The sequence below is a fragment of the Proteus sp. MB838 genome, assembly GCF_054767435.1.
In genome coordinates this window covers 1-17232 of record NZ_BAABMO010000009.1, presented here as the reverse complement: position 1 = coordinate 17232, position 17232 = coordinate 1, and the positions used below count along the sequence as shown (strand labels likewise).

14 protein-coding genes are annotated in these 17232 nt (G+C 40.8%); 4 read left to right on the top strand and 10 right to left on the bottom strand.

Annotated features, from left to right (window positions below; translation table 11 throughout):
- Positions 1-37 precede the first annotated feature (37 nt).
- The 6 genes from nuoF to hexA all read right to left on the bottom strand — a co-directional run bounded on the left by nuoF (position 38) and on the right by hexA (position 6677).
- On the bottom strand, positions 38-1402 hold the full coding sequence (gene nuoF / locus ACYUCW_RS05700) for an NADH-quinone oxidoreductase subunit NuoF (protein WP_460408266.1): 1365 nt from the start codon (positions 1400-1402) through the stop codon (positions 38-40).
- Positions 1399-1944, bottom strand: a complete 546-nt coding sequence (gene nuoE, locus ACYUCW_RS05695; RefSeq protein WP_004243693.1) for an NADH-quinone oxidoreductase subunit NuoE — start codon at positions 1942-1944, stop codon at positions 1399-1401. Before nuoE ends, nuoF begins: the two co-directional genes overlap by 4 nt.
- 2 nt (positions 1945-1946) lie before the next feature.
- Positions 1947-3743 (bottom strand): NADH-quinone oxidoreductase subunit C/D, encoded by a 1797-nt coding sequence (gene nuoC, locus ACYUCW_RS05690; protein ID WP_004243696.1) that lies wholly within the window; start codon positions 3741-3743, stop codon positions 1947-1949.
- Positions 3744-3819: 76 nt separating this feature from the next.
- Positions 3820-4494, bottom strand: coding sequence for a NuoB/complex I 20 kDa subunit family protein (locus ACYUCW_RS05685; protein ID WP_004243697.1), 675 nt, complete (start codon positions 4492-4494; stop codon positions 3820-3822).
- A 17-nt stretch (positions 4495-4511) separates the two neighbouring features.
- Positions 4512-4964, bottom strand: a complete 453-nt coding sequence (locus ACYUCW_RS05680) for an NADH-quinone oxidoreductase subunit A (RefSeq protein WP_004243698.1) — start codon at positions 4962-4964, stop codon at positions 4512-4514.
- A gap of 795 nt (positions 4965-5759) precedes the next feature.
- Positions 5760-6677 (bottom strand): transcriptional regulator HexA, encoded by a 918-nt coding sequence (hexA, locus tag ACYUCW_RS05675; protein ID WP_460408265.1) that lies wholly within the window; start codon positions 6675-6677, stop codon positions 5760-5762.
- Between the two features lie 842 nt (positions 6678-7519).
- Between hexA and ACYUCW_RS05670 the strand changes: the two genes are divergently transcribed.
- On the top strand, positions 7520-8734 hold the full coding sequence (locus tag ACYUCW_RS05670; RefSeq protein ID WP_460408264.1) for a pyridoxal phosphate-dependent aminotransferase: 1215 nt from the start codon (positions 7520-7522) through the stop codon (positions 8732-8734).
- 133 nt (positions 8735-8867) lie between these two features.
- The gene (gene yfbR, locus ACYUCW_RS05665; RefSeq protein WP_163748475.1) at positions 8868-9449 is read left to right on the top strand and encodes a 5'-deoxynucleotidase; all 582 of its coding nucleotides are present in this window, start codon (positions 8868-8870) and stop codon (positions 9447-9449) included.
- 61 nt (positions 9450-9510) lie between these two features.
- Here the strand turns inward: yfbR and ACYUCW_RS05660 are convergent, their stop codons facing one another.
- From ACYUCW_RS05660 to yfbV, 4 genes are all read right to left on the bottom strand, one after another.
- A complete protein-coding gene (locus ACYUCW_RS05660) occupies positions 9511-11340 on the bottom strand; it encodes an SLC13 family permease (RefSeq protein WP_012368104.1) in 1830 nt (609 codons plus the stop codon).
- Positions 11341-11449: 109 nt separating this feature from the next.
- Positions 11450-12112 carry a sugar phosphatase gene (locus ACYUCW_RS05655; RefSeq protein WP_460408263.1) on the bottom strand — a complete coding sequence of 221 codons (663 nt, stop codon included), beginning with the start codon at positions 12110-12112 and terminating at the stop codon, positions 11450-11452.
- A gap of 34 nt (positions 12113-12146) precedes the next feature.
- Positions 12147-12641 (bottom strand): YfbU family protein, encoded by a 495-nt coding sequence (locus tag ACYUCW_RS05650; protein WP_023843594.1) that lies wholly within the window; start codon positions 12639-12641, stop codon positions 12147-12149.
- 140 nt (positions 12642-12781) lie between these two features.
- On the bottom strand, positions 12782-13237 hold the full coding sequence (gene yfbV, locus ACYUCW_RS05645; protein WP_004243712.1) for a terminus macrodomain insulation protein YfbV: 456 nt from the start codon (positions 13235-13237) through the stop codon (positions 12782-12784).
- A 391-nt stretch (positions 13238-13628) separates the two neighbouring features.
- Between yfbV and ackA the strand changes: the two genes are divergently transcribed.
- Both ackA and pta read left to right on the top strand, forming a co-directional pair.
- Positions 13629-14831, top strand: coding sequence for an acetate kinase (ackA, locus tag ACYUCW_RS05640; protein WP_004243716.1), 1203 nt, complete (start codon positions 13629-13631; stop codon positions 14829-14831).
- A gap of 77 nt (positions 14832-14908) precedes the next feature.
- Entirely contained in the window at positions 14909-17053 is a 2145-nt protein-coding gene (gene pta / locus ACYUCW_RS05635; protein WP_163748473.1) for a phosphate acetyltransferase, read from the top strand.
- Positions 17054-17232 lie beyond the last annotated feature (179 nt).

Genomic DNA, 17232 nt, shown 5'->3' with positions numbered 1-17232 from the left:
CATTGCAGGCGTTAAACCTAGAATGTATCGTGAAAAACTACCAGCGGCTTTTCAGCAAGTTAGGCTGAATACCACGGATAAGATTGGCATTGGTATAGTCTTCTTGAATAATGCCAGCCTCAAATTCTTCACGGAAATATTTGATTGCGCTTTGTAAAGGCTCTACTGCCCCTGGTGCGTGAGCACAGAATGTGTGCCCTGGGCTTAAAGAGCGGCAGAGGTGCTCAAGAGTCTCAATATCACCAGGACGACCTTGACCTTTTTCTATCGCGCGTAAGATTTCGACACTCCATGGCAAGCCATCACGACAAGGTGTACACCAGCCACAAGATTCGCGCGCAAAGAACTCTTCCAAGTTACGGGTTAATGAAACCATGTTAATTTCATTATCTACCGCCATCGCCAACGCAGTACCTAAACGGCTACCAGCTTTGGCGATCGTGCCAAAATCCATAGGGAGATCGAGATGATCTTCTGTTAAGAAATCCGTTCCTGCACCACCGGGTTGCCAAGCTTTTAATTTCAGCCCATCACGCACCCCCCCCGCATAATCTTCTAAGATTTCACGAGCTGTAGTACCAAAAGGTAATTCCCATAAGCCTGGATATTTCACGCGACCAGAGAATCCCATTAATTTGGTACCTGCATCTGGACTTTTACCGGCGCTTAAACCGATATACCAATCTTTGCCATGCTCAATAATCGCGGGTACGTTACACAGCGTTTCAACGTTATTCACGCAGGTAGGTTTTCCCCAAGCACCGGAGGTTGCAGGGAATGGCGGTTTCGAGCGAGGGTTAGCACGACGACCTTCCAGTGAGTTGATTAGTGCTGTTTCTTCACCACAGATATAACGACCTGCTCCTGTGTGAACAAATAGCTCAAAATCGATACCAGAGCCGAAGATATTTTTGCCTAAAAAACCTGCTGCTTTGGCTTCTTCAATAGCATGACGCAGGTGCTTAGCCGCTTCAATATATTCACCACGTAGGAAAATATAACCACGATAAGCTTTCAGTGCATGCGCACCGATAATCATCCCTTCGATTAACAGATGTGGCAGTTCTTCCATTAACAGGCGGTCTTTATAGGTTCCCGGCTCCATTTCATCTGCATTACAAAGGATGTAACGGATATTCATACTTTCATCTTTTGGCATCAGGCTCCATTTCAAGCCTGTTGAGAATCCAGCACCACCACGTCCTTTTAAGCCTGCATCTTTAACTTCAGAGGTCACCTCATCAGGTGCCATGCTTTTTAATGCTTTTTCTGCCGCTTTATAACCGTTTTTTGCACGGTATTCATCCAGCCATACTGGCTGACGATCATCACGTAAGCGCCACGTTAGCGGATGCGTTTCTGCGCTACGAATAATCGGTTTTGCTCCTGAAATTGCTGTCATGGATACTGCTCCAGTAACGTTTCAATCTCTTCAGGTTTAACAAAACTGTGAGTATCGTCATCTACCATCATAGTAGGACCTTTGTCACAGTTACCTAAACAACAGGTTGGCAGTAAGGTAAAACGACCATCTGGTGTTGTTTGGCCAGGAAGGATATTGAGGTGCTTCTCAATAGCTGCCTGAATGCCTTGATAACCTGTAATATGGCAAACCACACTGTCACAAAAACGAATAATGTGACGGCCGACGGGTTGGCGGAAAATTTGACTATAAAAGGTTGCTACCCCTTCTACATCGCTAGCCGGTATACCAAGCACATCGGCAATAGCATAGATAGCACCGTCTTCAACCCAACCTCGATTTTTTTGCACTATTTTCAGCGCTTCAATCGATGCAGCACGGGGATCTTCATAGTGATGTTTTTCTTGTTCAATTTCAGCACGCTCTTCTTGCGTTAAAACAAACGTGTTTTTCTTTGAATGAGTTACATCAACGATTTCAATCTTCGCGGCATCCTCTTTATGGTTTAATTCATTTTGCATGATTAACGATCCACATCCGACATTACAAAATCGATACTTCCCAGATAGACAATCAAGTCAGAAACCAGACTACCGCGGATAACCGCTGGGATTTGTTGCAGGTGAGCAAAACTTGGCGTACGAATACGCGTACGATAGCTCATCGTGCTGCCATCACTGGTTAAATAATAGCTGTTGATCCCTTTAGTGGCTTCCACCATCTGGAATGATTCATTCGCAGGCATAACAGGGCCCCATGAAACCTGTAAGAAGTGGTTAATCATGGTTTCAATATGCTGTAATGTGCGCTCTTTTGGTGGCGGAGTCGTCAGTGGATGGTCGGCTTTAAATGGCCCTGCTGGCATATTTTTATAGCACTGCTCGAGAATACGTAAGCTTTGACGTAATTCTTCGACTTTCAGCATGACACGATCGTAACAGTCACCATTGCTTGCCACTGGAATTTCAAACTCAAAGTTTTCATACCCTGAGTATGGACGCCATTTACGCACGTCAAACTCAACCCCTGTAGCACGAAGCCCGGCACCCGTTACCCCCCAATCTAACGCTTCTTTAGCGTTATAAGAGGCAACACCAATGGTACGGCCTTTTAAAATGCTGTTTTGCAAGGCGGCTTTAACGTAAGAATCAAGACGTTTTGGCATCCAATCTAAGAATTCACGTAGTAAGCGTTCCCATCCTTTTGGTAAATCGTGGGCAACACCACCGATACGGAACCATGCCGGATGCATACGGAAACCGGTGATTGCTTCCACAATATCGTAAACTTTTTGACGATCAGTAAAGGCAAAGAATACCGGTGTCATCGCACCAACATCTTGGATAAAGGTACTGATATACAGTAAATGGCTATTAATACGAAATAGCTCAGACAGCATGACACGAATGACTTTAACGCGCTCAGGTACTTCAATACCGGCAAGCTTTTCCACCGCCAGTACATAAGGCATTTCGTTAACACAACCACCAAGGTATTCAATTCGGTCGGTATAAGGAATATAACTATGCCATGATTGACGCTCGCCCATTTTCTCTGCACCACGATGGTGATAACCAACATCAGGTACACAGTTGACGATTTCTTCGCCATCAAGTTGCAAAATAATACGGAATGCACCGTGAGAAGATGGGTGATTAGGACCAAGGTTTAAGAACATAAAGTCCTCATTCTCAGTACCGCGTTTCATTCCCCACTCTTCTGGTTTAAAGGTCAGTGATTCCATTTCCAGATCCTCTTTCTGCTTAGTCAGCACATAAGGATCAAATTCTGTCGCACGAGCGGGATAATCTTTACGCAGTGGATGACCTTCCCAATTCGGCAACATCATAATACGGCGTAGATTAGGGTGTCCGTTAAAGACGATCCCAAACATATCCCACACTTCACGCTCATACCAATTCGAGTTCGGAAAGATAGAAGTGAGAGTCGGTAGATTAAGATCTTTTTCACTTAATGCGACTTTCAGCATGATATCTTTATTACGATCGAGTGATATCAGATGATAGAAAACGGAAAAATCAGCTGCCGGCAAGCCTTGACGATGCGTGCGTACACGCTCATCAACGCCATGCAAGTCGTACAGCATGACATATGGTTTTGGTAAAGATTTGAGGTATTGCATAACCTCAATAAGTTGTTCCCGCTTAACCCATACCACTGGCATGCCGGTACGAGTCGGCTGGAATGTAAACGCATCTGGCCCAAATTTCTGACGCAGTTCGTTAACCACCTGATCATCAATATGATCGCTGGTTTCCCACGCTGGCCGTGCGCTATTTTGCGCTATCTGATCGGTCATTTCTATTCACCACAACTTTGATCAGGGTTACTATGATCGCAACACATTGCTCTGGTTACGTCTTAGGCAAAAGCCTTTAAATTTCGTCTGGAGTACGCAGATTTTTTACTGCGATCCGCTCACCGTGTTTTCTTTCTCGTTCTGACTGCATATTGGCACGGTAAACGCCTTGGTCGCCCACCACCCAAGATAATGGGCGACGTTCTTTACCAATGGACTCTTGTAATAACATCAATGCTTGCATATAAGCTTCTGGACGAGGTGGGCATCCTGGGATATACACATCAACAGGAATGAATTTATCAACACCTTGCACTACCGAATAGATGTCATACATACCACCAGAGTTAGCGCAAGCTCCCATGGAAATAACCCACTTAGGCTCTAGCATCTGATCGTATAAACGCTGAATAACGGGCGCCATCTTTGTAAAGCAGGTTCCTGCAACCACCATAAAGTCAGCTTGACGAGGGGAAGCACGTAATACTTCAGAACCAAAACGCGCTACGTCATGGACCGCAGTAAATGACGTCACCATTTCAACGTAACAACAGGAAAGACCAAAATTATATGGCCATAAAGAGTTTTTTCTGCCCCAGTTCACAACGTCATGTAACGCATGTTCCAGTTTTCCCATATACACGCTGCGATGAACGTGAGCATCTAACGGGTCACTGACAATTTCCTGTGATTGCAGGGGATAACGGTCATTCTCACCGTTCGGATCTATGCGGGTGAGCGTATAATCCATTTTTAATGCCTCGCTTATTACTGCTGCGGATGTTTGCCGCTGGTTAATCTGACATGGCTTTTACCCGCGGTTTCACGGCGAGAGCGAACTGGTGTCCAATTTAATGCACCAATACGAACCAAATAGAATAATCCAGCTAATAAAATTGCGATAAAGACAGCTGCTTCAATAAAGCCTAACCAGCCCACTTCACGTACGGAAACGGCCCAAGCATAAAGAAACAGTGCTTCAACATCGAAAATTACGAAAAACATGGCAACTAAATAGAATTTAGCTGACATGCGCAGACGAGCGCTGCCAACGGAATCAAGGCCAGATTCATAAGGAACATGTTTAGCCCTTGCTTGTGCACGGCCGCCTAAATAGCGGGCACCCAGCAACATGAGCGAACATAACCCCAATGCGCCTATTAAGAAGACAGCAAATGCCCAATAGTGGGCGATAACCTCGGTGGTCGTAGACATACTCATTGCTTACTCATCAAAGGTGGTGTCAATTAACCAACTCTTATCCGGCGGTTTACACCACATTTATTAATACGAAAAAAAAGGTAAAACAACAGACTTGCTAATTAAATAAATGATAACAATCTATTTAAACCTTTCTTCTTTTAAGGAAAACATTGTGATAACTCACTCAGTTTTCCGTCGCTTCTTAACAAATTTAACACTCATTTTTAACACCCAATTACTGGCCAATGCTAAAACGTGTCAGTCAACCTACAAATTTTCTGCTAACACGCTTAGTCTAACCGATAATTCGATTTTACTACACCAGTATCTCAGGAAAAACCTGACTCTATATAGGCAAATGTGCCTTATTTTTTTGATCAAACTCACAAAATAGTCGAAAAAATACATAATCAGTTTAAATTTTATCCAAATTTTAACAAATTAACTTTCCAATAATGTGGAGAAGGTCAAATATCCGTTTTCATTTGACTATTTATTCCCTGAAAACCTAGACAAACCTTTTATTTGTTAACAATTTCTACAAGCGTGTAACCCATCACACCTGCATACAATTTTTTAACAAAGCGACTGAGCGGGAAAAGAGAGGTGGATCACACTGTGATATACATTAATCTCTATAAATATTAAACCAATGTGACTATTTAAAAATAAAGCATAAAAAAACGGAAACAAATGCGTTTATAGCACCTGTTTCCGTTGATTGTGATATATCACTTTATTGTTTCGTTTGACTATTTTTAACCGTTAATATGGGTTATCCAAATAATCATGATAACAATATCACTCTGCGCCTTACTCTAAATCTAAAGAATGCGCTTCTTCAACTGAAGTGACAGTATAAGGCGTTTTCTTATTTTCGATGGCATTGAATACCGTTAATACAGCTTCGTTTTGCTCATCAAAATTACGATATAACCAGTACTGAGTCTCAGGCAAACGAGGTAACCCTTCGCTTTCGCCTAATATACGTAAATCAGCATTTTGCATTTCTAATGGACGAGCTGTGATCCCCACTTCGGCATTTACAGCAGCACGAACCGCAGATAAAGAAGTCGCTTCATACGCAATACGCCATTGAATACCTGCGTCATCTAGTGTATTTGTTGCCAACTGACGGAATGGGTTAGTTTCGTCCATGACCACTAAAGGAATAGGCTCATTCATTTGTAATTGGAAATCAGGGGCACAATGCCACAAAACAGGCGCTGTACGTAACGCTGTGCGTGGATGATGTCCAATACGTGCAGTGGTTAATGCTAAGTCGATTTCGTGGTTATCAAGCATAGTCTCAATAAATTGAGAACGCTTAATACGCACATCAACCGCTAAACGTGGATATACTGATGCGATACGATTTAACAAAAATGGTAGTAGTGTATCGACGGAATCATCAGATGCACCAATACGTAACTCACCTTCAGCATCACTATATGTTAATGAAGCAGTTGCATCATCATTAGCACGGAGAATTTGACGTGCATAGCCTAATAATTGTAAGCCATGCTCTGTTAACAGTTTATTACGACCATGACGGGCAAAGAGTTCTCTGCCGACTAATTGCTCTAAACGTTGCATCTGCTGACTGACTGCAGATTGAGTTCGACATACAGCGGCCGCAGCGGCTGCAAAAGTATTCAAATCTGCTACAGCAACAAACGTTCTAAGCAGATCGAGGTCGAGATTCATTATCGGACGATTTGCATTAATCATTGTTTATTCTTCACTTATTTTTGATTTTTAAATTACATATACCTGGTGTTTTTTATCAAAAGTCTAAATTGGACTTCCGATTCAGACAGTACCTTACTCTGAAAAAGAGAGCAAAGACATACTGAATACTTTACATTTGTTTGTTGTCGTTTACACCTCCTAGTTCGCAAGCAACTGCATTTTTTTGTAACAAATTAAATTTTATTATCATTCTAAGGATCTACAAGAAAGAACTGTATACCATCATTACAAGTTAGATGTAGATCATACAATGCTCTCTAGGAATACATAAATTTTAACATTTTTAAAATAATTTAAATTACCTTAACTGTGTATGCTATTTTAAGTATCCACCCTTATAAAATATATTTAAGATTTCAATTTAATTTATATAAAAACTATTTGATTGATATGAATAAAAATAGATTTAACCATATTATTTGAAAATTTAATATATTAAGTAAGATAATACAAATCCGATAAAATTATTCAATAATTGATTATGCAACATCTTATCAACGTCCCTCTCACATCTGGTTATTGTTAAAAAACGCACTAAAAACCCTCTCTTCACCAGCATAATGTTTTTGATTTTTATTCAAAATAAGAACATACCACCAGATTAAGTGATACTTTCAGTCATCAAAATAAGTTCTTTAGAATAAACTGACCTTTTACACCAAAAATTATCTAGCATCTTCAAAAGTTTGTAGTGTAAGAGTAGAGTGATAGAACAGTTAATTTGCTGGGACAGCCTTTTCATTTATATCTTCCCGAGATGTGTATGAGAAATATAAATGTCGCTATGTAGATAAAGTCATACCCGATTAGGTAAACGTGCTATGAATCAAATAAAAAAATCAAGTAAACTCGACCATGTTTGTTATGACATTCGAGGACCGGTTTTGCAAGAAGCAAAACGTCTGGAAGAAGAAGGTAATAAAGTATTAAAACTCAATATTGGTAACCCAGCACCTTTCGGTTTTGAAGCGCCAGATGAAATCTTAGTAGATGTTATTCGTAACCTACCTAGCTCTCAAGGCTATAGCGACTCTAAAGGGCTTTTTTCAGCACGTAAAGCCATCATGCAACATTACCAAGCCCGTGATATGCGTGATGTAACTGTTGAAGATATCTATATTGGTAACGGTGTTTCAGAGCTTATCGTACAAGCTATGCAAGCATTATTAAATGATGGCGATGAAATGCTAGTTCCTGCGCCTGATTACCCATTATGGACCGCTGCGGTTTCTCTTTCTGGGGGTAATGCTGTTCATTACATGTGTGATGAGCAACAAGGTTGGTTTCCTGGTTTAGATGATATCCGTCGTAAAATCTCCCCCAGAACGCGCGGTATTGTGATTATAAACCCTAACAATCCAACCGGCGCGGTATATAGCAAAGAGATTTTGCTGGAAATTGTTGAAATTGCCCGTCAACACAATTTGATTATTTTTGCTGACGAAATTTATGACAAAATTCTTTATGATGATGCCCAACATCACTCTATCGCCGCAATGGCACCTGATTTATTAACTGTTACCTTTAACGGTTTATCGAAAACCTATCGTGTTGCAGGATTCCGCCAAGGTTGGATGGTACTTAATGGCCCGAAAAAACAAGCAAAAGGCTATATTGAAGGCTTAAATATGCTGGCATCTATGCGCTTATGTGCCAACGTGCCGATGCAACACGCGATCCAAACAGCATTGGGTGGCTATCAAAGTATCAGTGAATTTATTCTACCCGGAGGCCGTTTATACGAGCAACGCAACCGCGCATGGGAGCTTATCAATCAAATTCCAGGGGTTTCTTGCGTTAAACCAATGGGAGCGTTGTATATGTTCCCTAAAATAGACTTAAATCGTTATAGTATTAAAGATGACCAAAAAATGATCCTCGATTTACTATTACAAGAAAAAGTCTTATTAGTGCAAGGTACTGCATTTAACTGGCCCCACCCTGATCATTTCCGTATTGTGACACTCCCCCGTGAGAATGATTTAGAGATGGCGATTCAAAAATTTGGTCGTTTTATTGTCGGCTACCATCAATAGTTATTATTAATAAAGATAAAACGCAATATCACTGAGGTTATATTGCGTTTTTTTATTTTCTTACTGATCACCGTTTACATCTAGTGTCTATCCACTCACAATAATCTCTTCAATCACGCTATTGGGAGATATTATGAGTTACTTTTTTGCCCACCTTTCTCGTTTAAAGCTAATTACACGCTGGCCTCTGATGCGTAATATTCGCCAAGAAAATGTCTCTGAGCATAGTTTACAAGTGGCTTTTGTTGCCCATGCATTAGCGGTGATTAAAAATCGTAAATTTGATGGCAATGTCAACGCCGAGCGTATTGCACTACAAGCAATGTATCATGATGCCAATGAGGTTATCACCGGTGATATGCCAACTCCTATTAAATACCACAATCCACAAATTGCTCATGAATATAAAAAAATAGAAAAATATGCTCAGCAAAAATTGATTGAAATGTTACCCGAAGAGTTACAAGAAGATTTTCGCCCTCTTATCGATGAGCAATTACATAGTGAGGAAGAAACTTTTATTGTCAAACAAGCTGATAGTTTATGTGCCTATTTAAAATGCCTTGAAGAGTTAGCTGCGGGTAATAGCGAATTTAATTTGGCCAAAAATCGTTTAGAAAAAACGTTAGCAGAAAGACATAGCCCTGAGATGGACTATTTTATGAAAGTATTTGTACCAGGCTTTAGTTTATCCCTAGATGAGATCAGTGAGTAAGTCGCAAAAACGCCGTTTATAATAAATGAAACTAAACGGCGTTTTTGCAAAAGATAACCGATTAAAATGGGAATAATAGCGGTATTAAGAAAACGCTAATCAACATCACAATGATGGTAAAAGGCACCCCTATTTTAATAAAATCAGCAAATTTATAACCACCAGGCTCAAGGATCAGGGTATTAACCGGGGATGATACAGGTGTCATAAACGCCGCCGATGCAGCAACACCAATAACCATTGCAAAAGGTAACGGAGAGACATTCATTTGATGAGCTGCTGCTATTGCAATCGGTGCCATTAACACCGCCGTTGCCGTATTAGAGATAAATAAACCAATAGTGGCACAAAGTACAAATAAACAGACTAACATAACCTGTGGCCCAGCATTCCCTGCTACATCCATAAGTCCATTAACGATAAGCTCGATACCCCCAGTTTTTTGCAATGCAGCCGCAAAAGGCATCATCCCGACAATCAAGATAATACTTGGCCAATGAATAGAACGATAAGCACTTTCCATATCTATACAGCGAAATTTTCCCATCAATAAGCAAGCAATTAACGCGGCAATAAAGTTAGGTACTTCATTGGTCACCATTAATGCAACCATTAATGCTAATGAAAAAAGTGCATGTGGTGCTTGCGATGAGGCCGGTGCAACAGTATCAATTTCAGCCGCTAAATTTAATACAATAAAATTACGCGGTTTTGTCGAAAGTATACGAATTAATTTCCAATCACCAATAACCAGTAACACATCTCCCAGACGTAATGGCTCATCAACAATTTTCCCCGGTAAAGCACTCCCTTCACGGCGAATAGCCACAACGTTTAGCCCATAACGTGTACGGAATTTGATTTCTCTTAATGATTTTCCTAATAATTCTGAATCAGGGTTCATAGAGACTTCCGCTAATCCCACATCACGAGATTGCTCAGAAAAATACTCTCCACGTAACACCATCGGCTCTAACATTTGTTCACGACAGAACTCTCGTAAATCTACCTCACTTGCTGACATATCCACTAATAGGACATCTCGCTCTCTTAATTCAGTGCCTCCCGTCGCACTGACCATAACACGCCGAAAACGCCTCCAGCGTTCAATACCGACAACGTTTGCTCCATAGCGAGAGCGTAAATGTAATTCATCTAGAGAGTGACCAATCAGTGGTGAACCTTTACGTATGGCTAAGCGACGTGCACGCCCTGCTAATTGGTAATCACGGATAAGATCACGAAAAGTACGACGATAAACCTCTTTTTGCTTACCCCCTTCACTTGAACCTAACCAACGACGTACCACCAGCATATATAACACACCCGCAACTAATACAGCGATCCCTATTGGGGTAATAGAGAAAAACTGAAAACTGGGTAGCCCTTCCCTAACTAATTCACTATTAACCACCATATTAGGCGGTGTCGCAACTAGGGTCATTAAACCACTAATTAACCCCGCAAAGCCAAGAGGCATCATTAATCGACTGGGAGAAGTTTTCATCCGTGCCGCCACACTGAGCACCACAGGAATAAAAATAGCCACCACCCCTGTCGAGCTCATAAAAGCCCCTAAACTTGCAACACAGATCATTAATAGCACCAGCATTTTTACTTCGCTACTACCCGCAACTCGTACTAGCCAATCTCCCATTTGATATGCCACACCTGTTCTTACTAATCCTTCCCCAATAACAAAAAGGGCCGCAATCAGTAATACGTTCGGATCGCTAAATCCTACCGTGGCTTCATTTAATGAGAGTGTGCCGCTAAGAACAAAAGCGACGATGACAAGTAAAGCGACCACATCCATGCGGATTTTGTTGGTCGTAAAAAGGACAATAGCTATCAATAGCAGGCTTAAAACCCATAATAATTCGCTATTCAAAATGGCCTCGATCAGCAATAAGTGAAAACAGATTAATACGTCAATTCACTGCATTGATAAGTAGACCATTTTTACCAATATAAATCTCGTTATATGATCAAATAAATGATTAACATTTATGCTTAATAACGACTTGCTGATTTTCTTTGTCAATTTGTAAATCATTTAATGAATCAATGATTAAATCAATTTCATTACGACGAGGAAGGGAAATCGGAGCATGTACGGCAATAACCTGACACCCGGCATCTAAACCAGCATAAATACCTGCAGCAGCATCTTCAAAAACCACACACTCTTCGGGAGCCAAGCCTAATTTTTTTGCCCCTAAAAGGTAAGGCTCAGGGTTGGGTTTCCCTTGAGTGATACATTCTGCCGTCACCCAATGTTTAGGCTCAGGAATACCAGTAACTGACTGACGAGTAGAGGCAATTGGTACTGTGCCTGAGGTGACAATTGCCCAAGGGATCGCTAAGTCGTTTAAGCGATTAATGAGTTCGATAGCCCCCGGAAGAGGGGCTAATCCTTCTGTTTGTGTCGCTTCTAACTTTTCTAGCCAACGAAAAGTCTCTTCAATCTGTGCTTGCGTGGCATTAGGCATAAAATGACGAATCGACTCAATGGCCGGCTTTCCATGGATATAGTTATTAATTTCTTGTGCTGATACCCCTACTCGCTCACCAAATAGTGCCCAACAGTATTCAACAACAGGCAATGAATCCACTAATGTACCATCTAAATCAAAAAGAAAGCCTTTACAGGTGATTGTCATATTTTATGCCTACCTTATCGTGATGCGTTAATAATTACGCATTCAGTATTTGTTGGATCTCAACACTGCTTAGGTGATATTGACGTGGACAGGCTAACCAAACAGCCAGCATTCTTTGGTATTTCTCCCACATAGGCGTTTGAGAGTTAAAACCATGACTACCACTATCAAAATGCGTATATCGCCCTTCAGTATTGACCATAAAGCGTACATAGCTAAGATAACGAGATTCTGTTGCTGCATCAAAGCCCATAAATGCCACTCGACGAGCATCCGGCATTTCTGGTGATTTTAAATTTTCTCGAGAAACTTGCAATGCATGGTACATTTCCATGATGTTAATAATGGTTCGGCAGGTCTCTTCTGACATCTCATCAAAATCGCGGTCTAATTCACGTAATTGTAATCCATAACCACGTTCAATAATTGTCTGATAGCGACGATAACGTTCAGCGTTATCAGGATCCATCATAGTCATCATTTTATATTGATTAGAGAGGATCAAGCGTTGTGCGTGTGTCATTTCCATCATTAATTCTCCAAAGAAATTATTGGAGAGAGCATGGCATTAATCAAAACACTTGAGTAGTGCTAACAACACGTTTTTTGATCTAAACAGGGGTAATTTTAATCCATTAAATAACCCATGAAGAAGGTAGAACAAATGTTCTACACATCATCAAGAAAAGAGCGATCAAGTTGCTTAAAAGCACGTTTAAGCAAATGCGCTAATGAGAGATAGGTTGGCGTCTTTTCTACTGGGGCTAATGCAATACCCGCTTGCTCAAATTTTTCACGAATTTCATAAAACCAATTGAGTAACACAGCGGGTAATGGCGTTGCAGCGCGTTTTCCTAACCACCATAATCCTTGCATTGGCAGGCTACAGGCAAAAAGTGCAGTAGTGATCGCCGGCCCCAAATCGCCACCTAATGCAATTTGCCAGGTTAATGTAAAAATAGCGATAGGAGGCATATAACGTATGCCAAAACGCGTTGCTTTTATCATTCTATTTTCAGGAAAAACTGGGGCTAATTGCTTCTCAACCGGCCAGGTTTTTAGATACTCGTTCCCTAGGCGTAACTTTTTGAAGAAACCTGGGGGAGTCACTGTCGGTTCGTTCATAATGACCTCAATCAATTTTTTCTATAACTTTTAAAAAACATCTATAAAGAATAAAAATCTTTTAGTAGAATTAAGTATATTTTGTCTTTGTTGCCTTTACTCTGTATCCTGTGCTCATTCTAAAGGTTTGTGGCAATAAAGCGCTATATTTTGTTTGCCGGCGTGATTTTCAACCCTTTTCGCCGATTTTCGGGCAAAAATTTTGGGGTGAATAAAAATCGTCCAATTGATGATTGGCAACTATAATTAGCATCAAGTTTTTTACCCTAAGCATGATGCGTATCATTAATGTCATCATAGTAATGCGATAGGCTTTTATGAGTGACGTTTTATTAACCATCGTCTTTATAATATAAAAGACACTACGACAACAAGATAAATAGGTAATTCCATGTCAAGTAAGCTGGTGCTGGTACTGAACTGCGGTAGTTCTTCTCTTAAGTTTGCAATTATTAACCCAGAAAATGGTGAAGAATTCCTTTCAGGCTTGGCTGAGTGCTTCAACCTTCCTGAAGCCCGCCTGAAGTGGAAAATGGATGGTCAGAAACATGAAGCGGCTTTAGGCGCTGGTGCTGCCCACAGCGAAGCATTAAACTTTATTGTTAATACTATTCTGGCTGAAAAACCAGAACTTTCACAACAAATCGCAGCAATTGGTCATCGTATTGTTCACGGTGGCGAGAAATTTACTAAATCTGTCGTCATTACTGACGAAGTCATCAAAGGTATTGAGGCGGCTATTCCATTTGCCCCATTACATAACCCAGCTCACCTTATTGGTATTGAAGAAGCGCGTAAAGCCTTCCCTCATTTAATTAATAAAATGGTGGCAGTATTTGACACTGCATTCCACCAAACAATGCCAGAAGAAGCTTATCTGTATGCTCTGCCATACAGCTTATATAAAGATCACAGCATCCGCCGTTACGGTGCTCACGGAACTAGCCATTTCTTTGTTTCCCGTGAAGCAGCTAAAATGTTAAATAAACCTGTTGATGAACTGAACGTAATCACTTGCCATTTAGGTAATGGTGGTTCTGTTTCTGCTATTGTTAACGGTAAATGTGTTGATACTTCTATGGGTTTAACACCATTAGAAGGTTTAGTCATGGGTACTCGTAGTGGTGATATCGATCCTGCTATCGTGTTCCATTTACATGACACTTTAGGTATGAGCGTTGAAGATATTAATAAACTGCTCACTAAAGAATCTGGTTTATTAGGTTTAACGGAAGTTACTAGTGACTGCCGTTATGTTGAAGATAACTACGAAACAAAAGCTGATGCTAAACGTGCAATGGACGTTTACTGCCATCGCTTAGCAAAATATATCGGTTCTTATTGTGCACTGATGGAAGGTCGTTTAGATGCCATTATCTTCACTGGGGGTATCGGTGAAAATGCAGCAATGGTTCGTGAATTATCACTGAAAAAACTCGCTCTATTAGGTTTTGAAGTTGATCATCAGCGTAACTTAGATGCACGTTTCGGTAAATCAGGCACCATCACTACCGATAACAGCCGTCTTGCTGTTGTTATCCCAACTAACGAAGAGTTAGTTATCGCTCAGGATGCTAGCCGCCTGACAGCTTAAGTTTTTTGATGTACTGCCAGTGTTATGCTGGCAGTACTGTTTCACATAACGAGCAACCGATATTTAAAGAGGTTTCCGTGTCCCGTACAATTATGCTAGTCCCAACTGATACACGTGTAGGTTTAACCAGCGTCAGCTTGGGTGTAATCCGTTCTATGGAACAAAAAGGCGTTCTCCTTAGTGTATTCAAACCTATCGCACAGCCTCGTGTTAAAGGCGCATTAGATCAAACCACTGCGATTATCCGCTCTCACTCCACAATTCAATCCGCAGAACCTTTAAATATGGATTACGTTGAGTCATTACTCAGCTCCAATAAAAAAGATGTTCTGATGGAAGAAATTGTTGCTAGATATCACGAAAATACTGCTGATGCAGAAGTTGTACTGATTGAAGGCTTAGTGCCAATGCGTAAGCACCCTTTTGCACAATCTTTAAACTATGAGATTGCCAAAACATTAGGTGCTGAAATTGTTTTCGTTACTGCATTAGGCAACAACACCGCTGAGCAGTTAAAAGAGCGCATTGAATTTGCTCGTGCTGAATTTGGTGGTGTAAAAAATCAAAATATCACAGGTGTGATTGTTAATAAATTAAATGCCCCTGTGGATGATCAAGGTCGTACTCGCCCTGATTTATCAGAAATTTTTGATGACTCAAGCAAAGCGATTATCTCTAATATCGATTTAAATACCATCGAAAAAAATAGCCCACTTCCTTTATTGGGTTGCATTCCATGGAACTTCGATTTAATCGCTACTCGTGCTACAGATATGGCAAAACACTTAAATGCGACTATCGTCAATAAAGGTGATATTGAAACTCGTCGTATTAAGTCTGTGACTTTCTGTGCTCGTAGTATTCCACATATGTTAGAGCATTTCCGCCCAGGTTCATTGCTTGTCACTTCTGCCGATCGCCCAGATGTGTTAGTTTCAGCATGTCTTGCTGCAATGAATGGCGTTGAAATCGGTGCTATCTTACTCACAGGTGGTTACCAAATCGATGCACCAATTAAACAATTGTGTGAGCGTGCATTTGAAACTGGTCTACCTATCTTTATGGTTAATTCAAACACTTGGCAGACTTCATTAAATCTGCAAAGCTTTAGCTTAGAAGTGCCAGCAGATGACCATGAGCGTATCGAAAAAATTCAGAACTATGTTGCTCAACATATCAATAACCAATGGATTGATTCACTGACAGCAAACTCTGAACGTCCTAATCGTTTATCACCACCAGCATTCCGTTATCAATTAACGGAATTAGCTCGTAAGGCGAAAAAACGCATCGTATTACCTGAAGGTGATGAACCTCGTACCGTTAAAGCCGCGTCTATTTGTGCTGAACGTGGTATCGCAACCTGTGTACTGTTAGGTGATCCTGAAGAAATTCGTCGTGTTGCTGCAGCACAAGGTGTTGAATTAGGTACAGGTATTGAACTCGTCAATCCTAAAGAAGTACGTGAAATTTATGTACCTCGCTTAGTTGAACTGCGTAAAAACAAAGGTATGACAGAAGTTGTTGCTCGTGAACAGTTAGAAGATAACGTTGTTCTCGGTACCTTAATGTTAGAAAAAGGCGTCGTTGATGGTCTTGTTTCTGGCGCTGTTCATACAACCGCTAACACTATTCGCCCACCACTACAGTTAATTAAAACTGCACCCGGTAGCTCATTAGTGTCTTCTGTGTTCTTTATGCTATTACCAGAACAAGTCTATGTTTATGGTGACTGCGCAATTAACCCAGATCCAACCGCAGAACAACTGGCTGAAATCGCTATTCAATCTGCAGACTCAGCAAAAGCGTTTGGTATCGACCCACGCGTTGCGATGATCTCTTACTCTACAGGTAACTCAGGTGCTGGCAGTGACGTTGAAAAAGTGCGAGAAGCAACTCGTTTAGCACAAGAAAAACGTCCAGATCTGATTATTGATGGTCCTTTACAATACGATGCGGCTGTAATGGCTGACGTTGCTAAATCTAAAGCACCAAACTCACCTGTTGCGGGTAAAGCAACTGTGTTTATCTTCCCTGATCTAAACACCGGTAACACTACCTATAAAGCAGTACAACGTTCAGCAGACTTGGTTTCCATTGGACCAATGTTACAAGGTATGCGTAAACCTGTTAACGACCTTTCTCGTGGCGCGTTAGTCGATGATATCGTCTACACTGTTGCATTAACTGCAATTCAAGCAAGCCAACAAGAAAATGCCTAATTATTGAATTCACTTCAATAAATTATAAAAACGCCAGATTATCACTGGCGTTTTTTTATAATGGTTGATAAATCAAAGAACGCATTACAAACCCCACTTATAAAACAAAATAACCCATTGATTTAATAAATCTTTTTAGCTTTGTTTTGCCAAAATAAACAGAGACACACGGCTATTTT

What these genes read in the sequence shown, in the direction of transcription:
- nuoC (WP_004243696.1), bottom strand. Translation starts at nt 3,743, where the DNA reads ATGACCGATCAGATAGCGCAAAATAGCGCACGGCCAGCGTGGGAAACC.
- nuoE (WP_004243693.1), bottom strand. Translation starts at nt 1,944, where the DNA reads ATGCAAAATGAATTAAACCATAAAGAGGATGCCGCGAAGATTGAAATC.
- ACYUCW_RS05650 (WP_023843594.1), bottom strand. Translation starts at nt 12,641, where the DNA reads ATGGAAATGACACACGCACAACGCTTGATCCTCTCTAATCAATATAAA.
- ACYUCW_RS05685 (WP_004243697.1), bottom strand. Translation starts at nt 4,494, where the DNA reads ATGGATTATACGCTCACCCGCATAGATCCGAACGGTGAGAATGACCGT.
- ACYUCW_RS05655 (WP_460408263.1), bottom strand. Translation starts at nt 12,112, where the DNA reads ATGACAATCACCTGTAAAGGCTTTCTTTTTGATTTAGATGGTACATTA.
- yfbV (WP_004243712.1), bottom strand. Translation starts at nt 13,237, where the DNA reads ATGAACGAACCGACAGTGACTCCCCCAGGTTTCTTCAAAAAGTTACGC.
- yfbR (WP_163748475.1), top strand. Translation starts at nt 8,868, where the DNA reads ATGAGTTACTTTTTTGCCCACCTTTCTCGTTTAAAGCTAATTACACGC.
- ackA (WP_004243716.1), top strand. Translation starts at nt 13,629, where the DNA reads ATGTCAAGTAAGCTGGTGCTGGTACTGAACTGCGGTAGTTCTTCTCTT.
- nuoF (WP_460408266.1), bottom strand. Translation starts at nt 1,402, where the DNA reads ATGACAGCAATTTCAGGAGCAAAACCGATTATTCGTAGCGCAGAAACG.
- hexA (WP_460408265.1), bottom strand. Translation starts at nt 6,677, where the DNA reads ATGATTAATGCAAATCGTCCGATAATGAATCTCGACCTCGATCTGCTT.
- ACYUCW_RS05680 (WP_004243698.1), bottom strand. Translation starts at nt 4,964, where the DNA reads ATGAGTATGTCTACGACCACCGAGGTTATCGCCCACTATTGGGCATTT.
- ACYUCW_RS05670 (WP_460408264.1), top strand. Translation starts at nt 7,520, where the DNA reads ATGAATCAAATAAAAAAATCAAGTAAACTCGACCATGTTTGTTATGAC.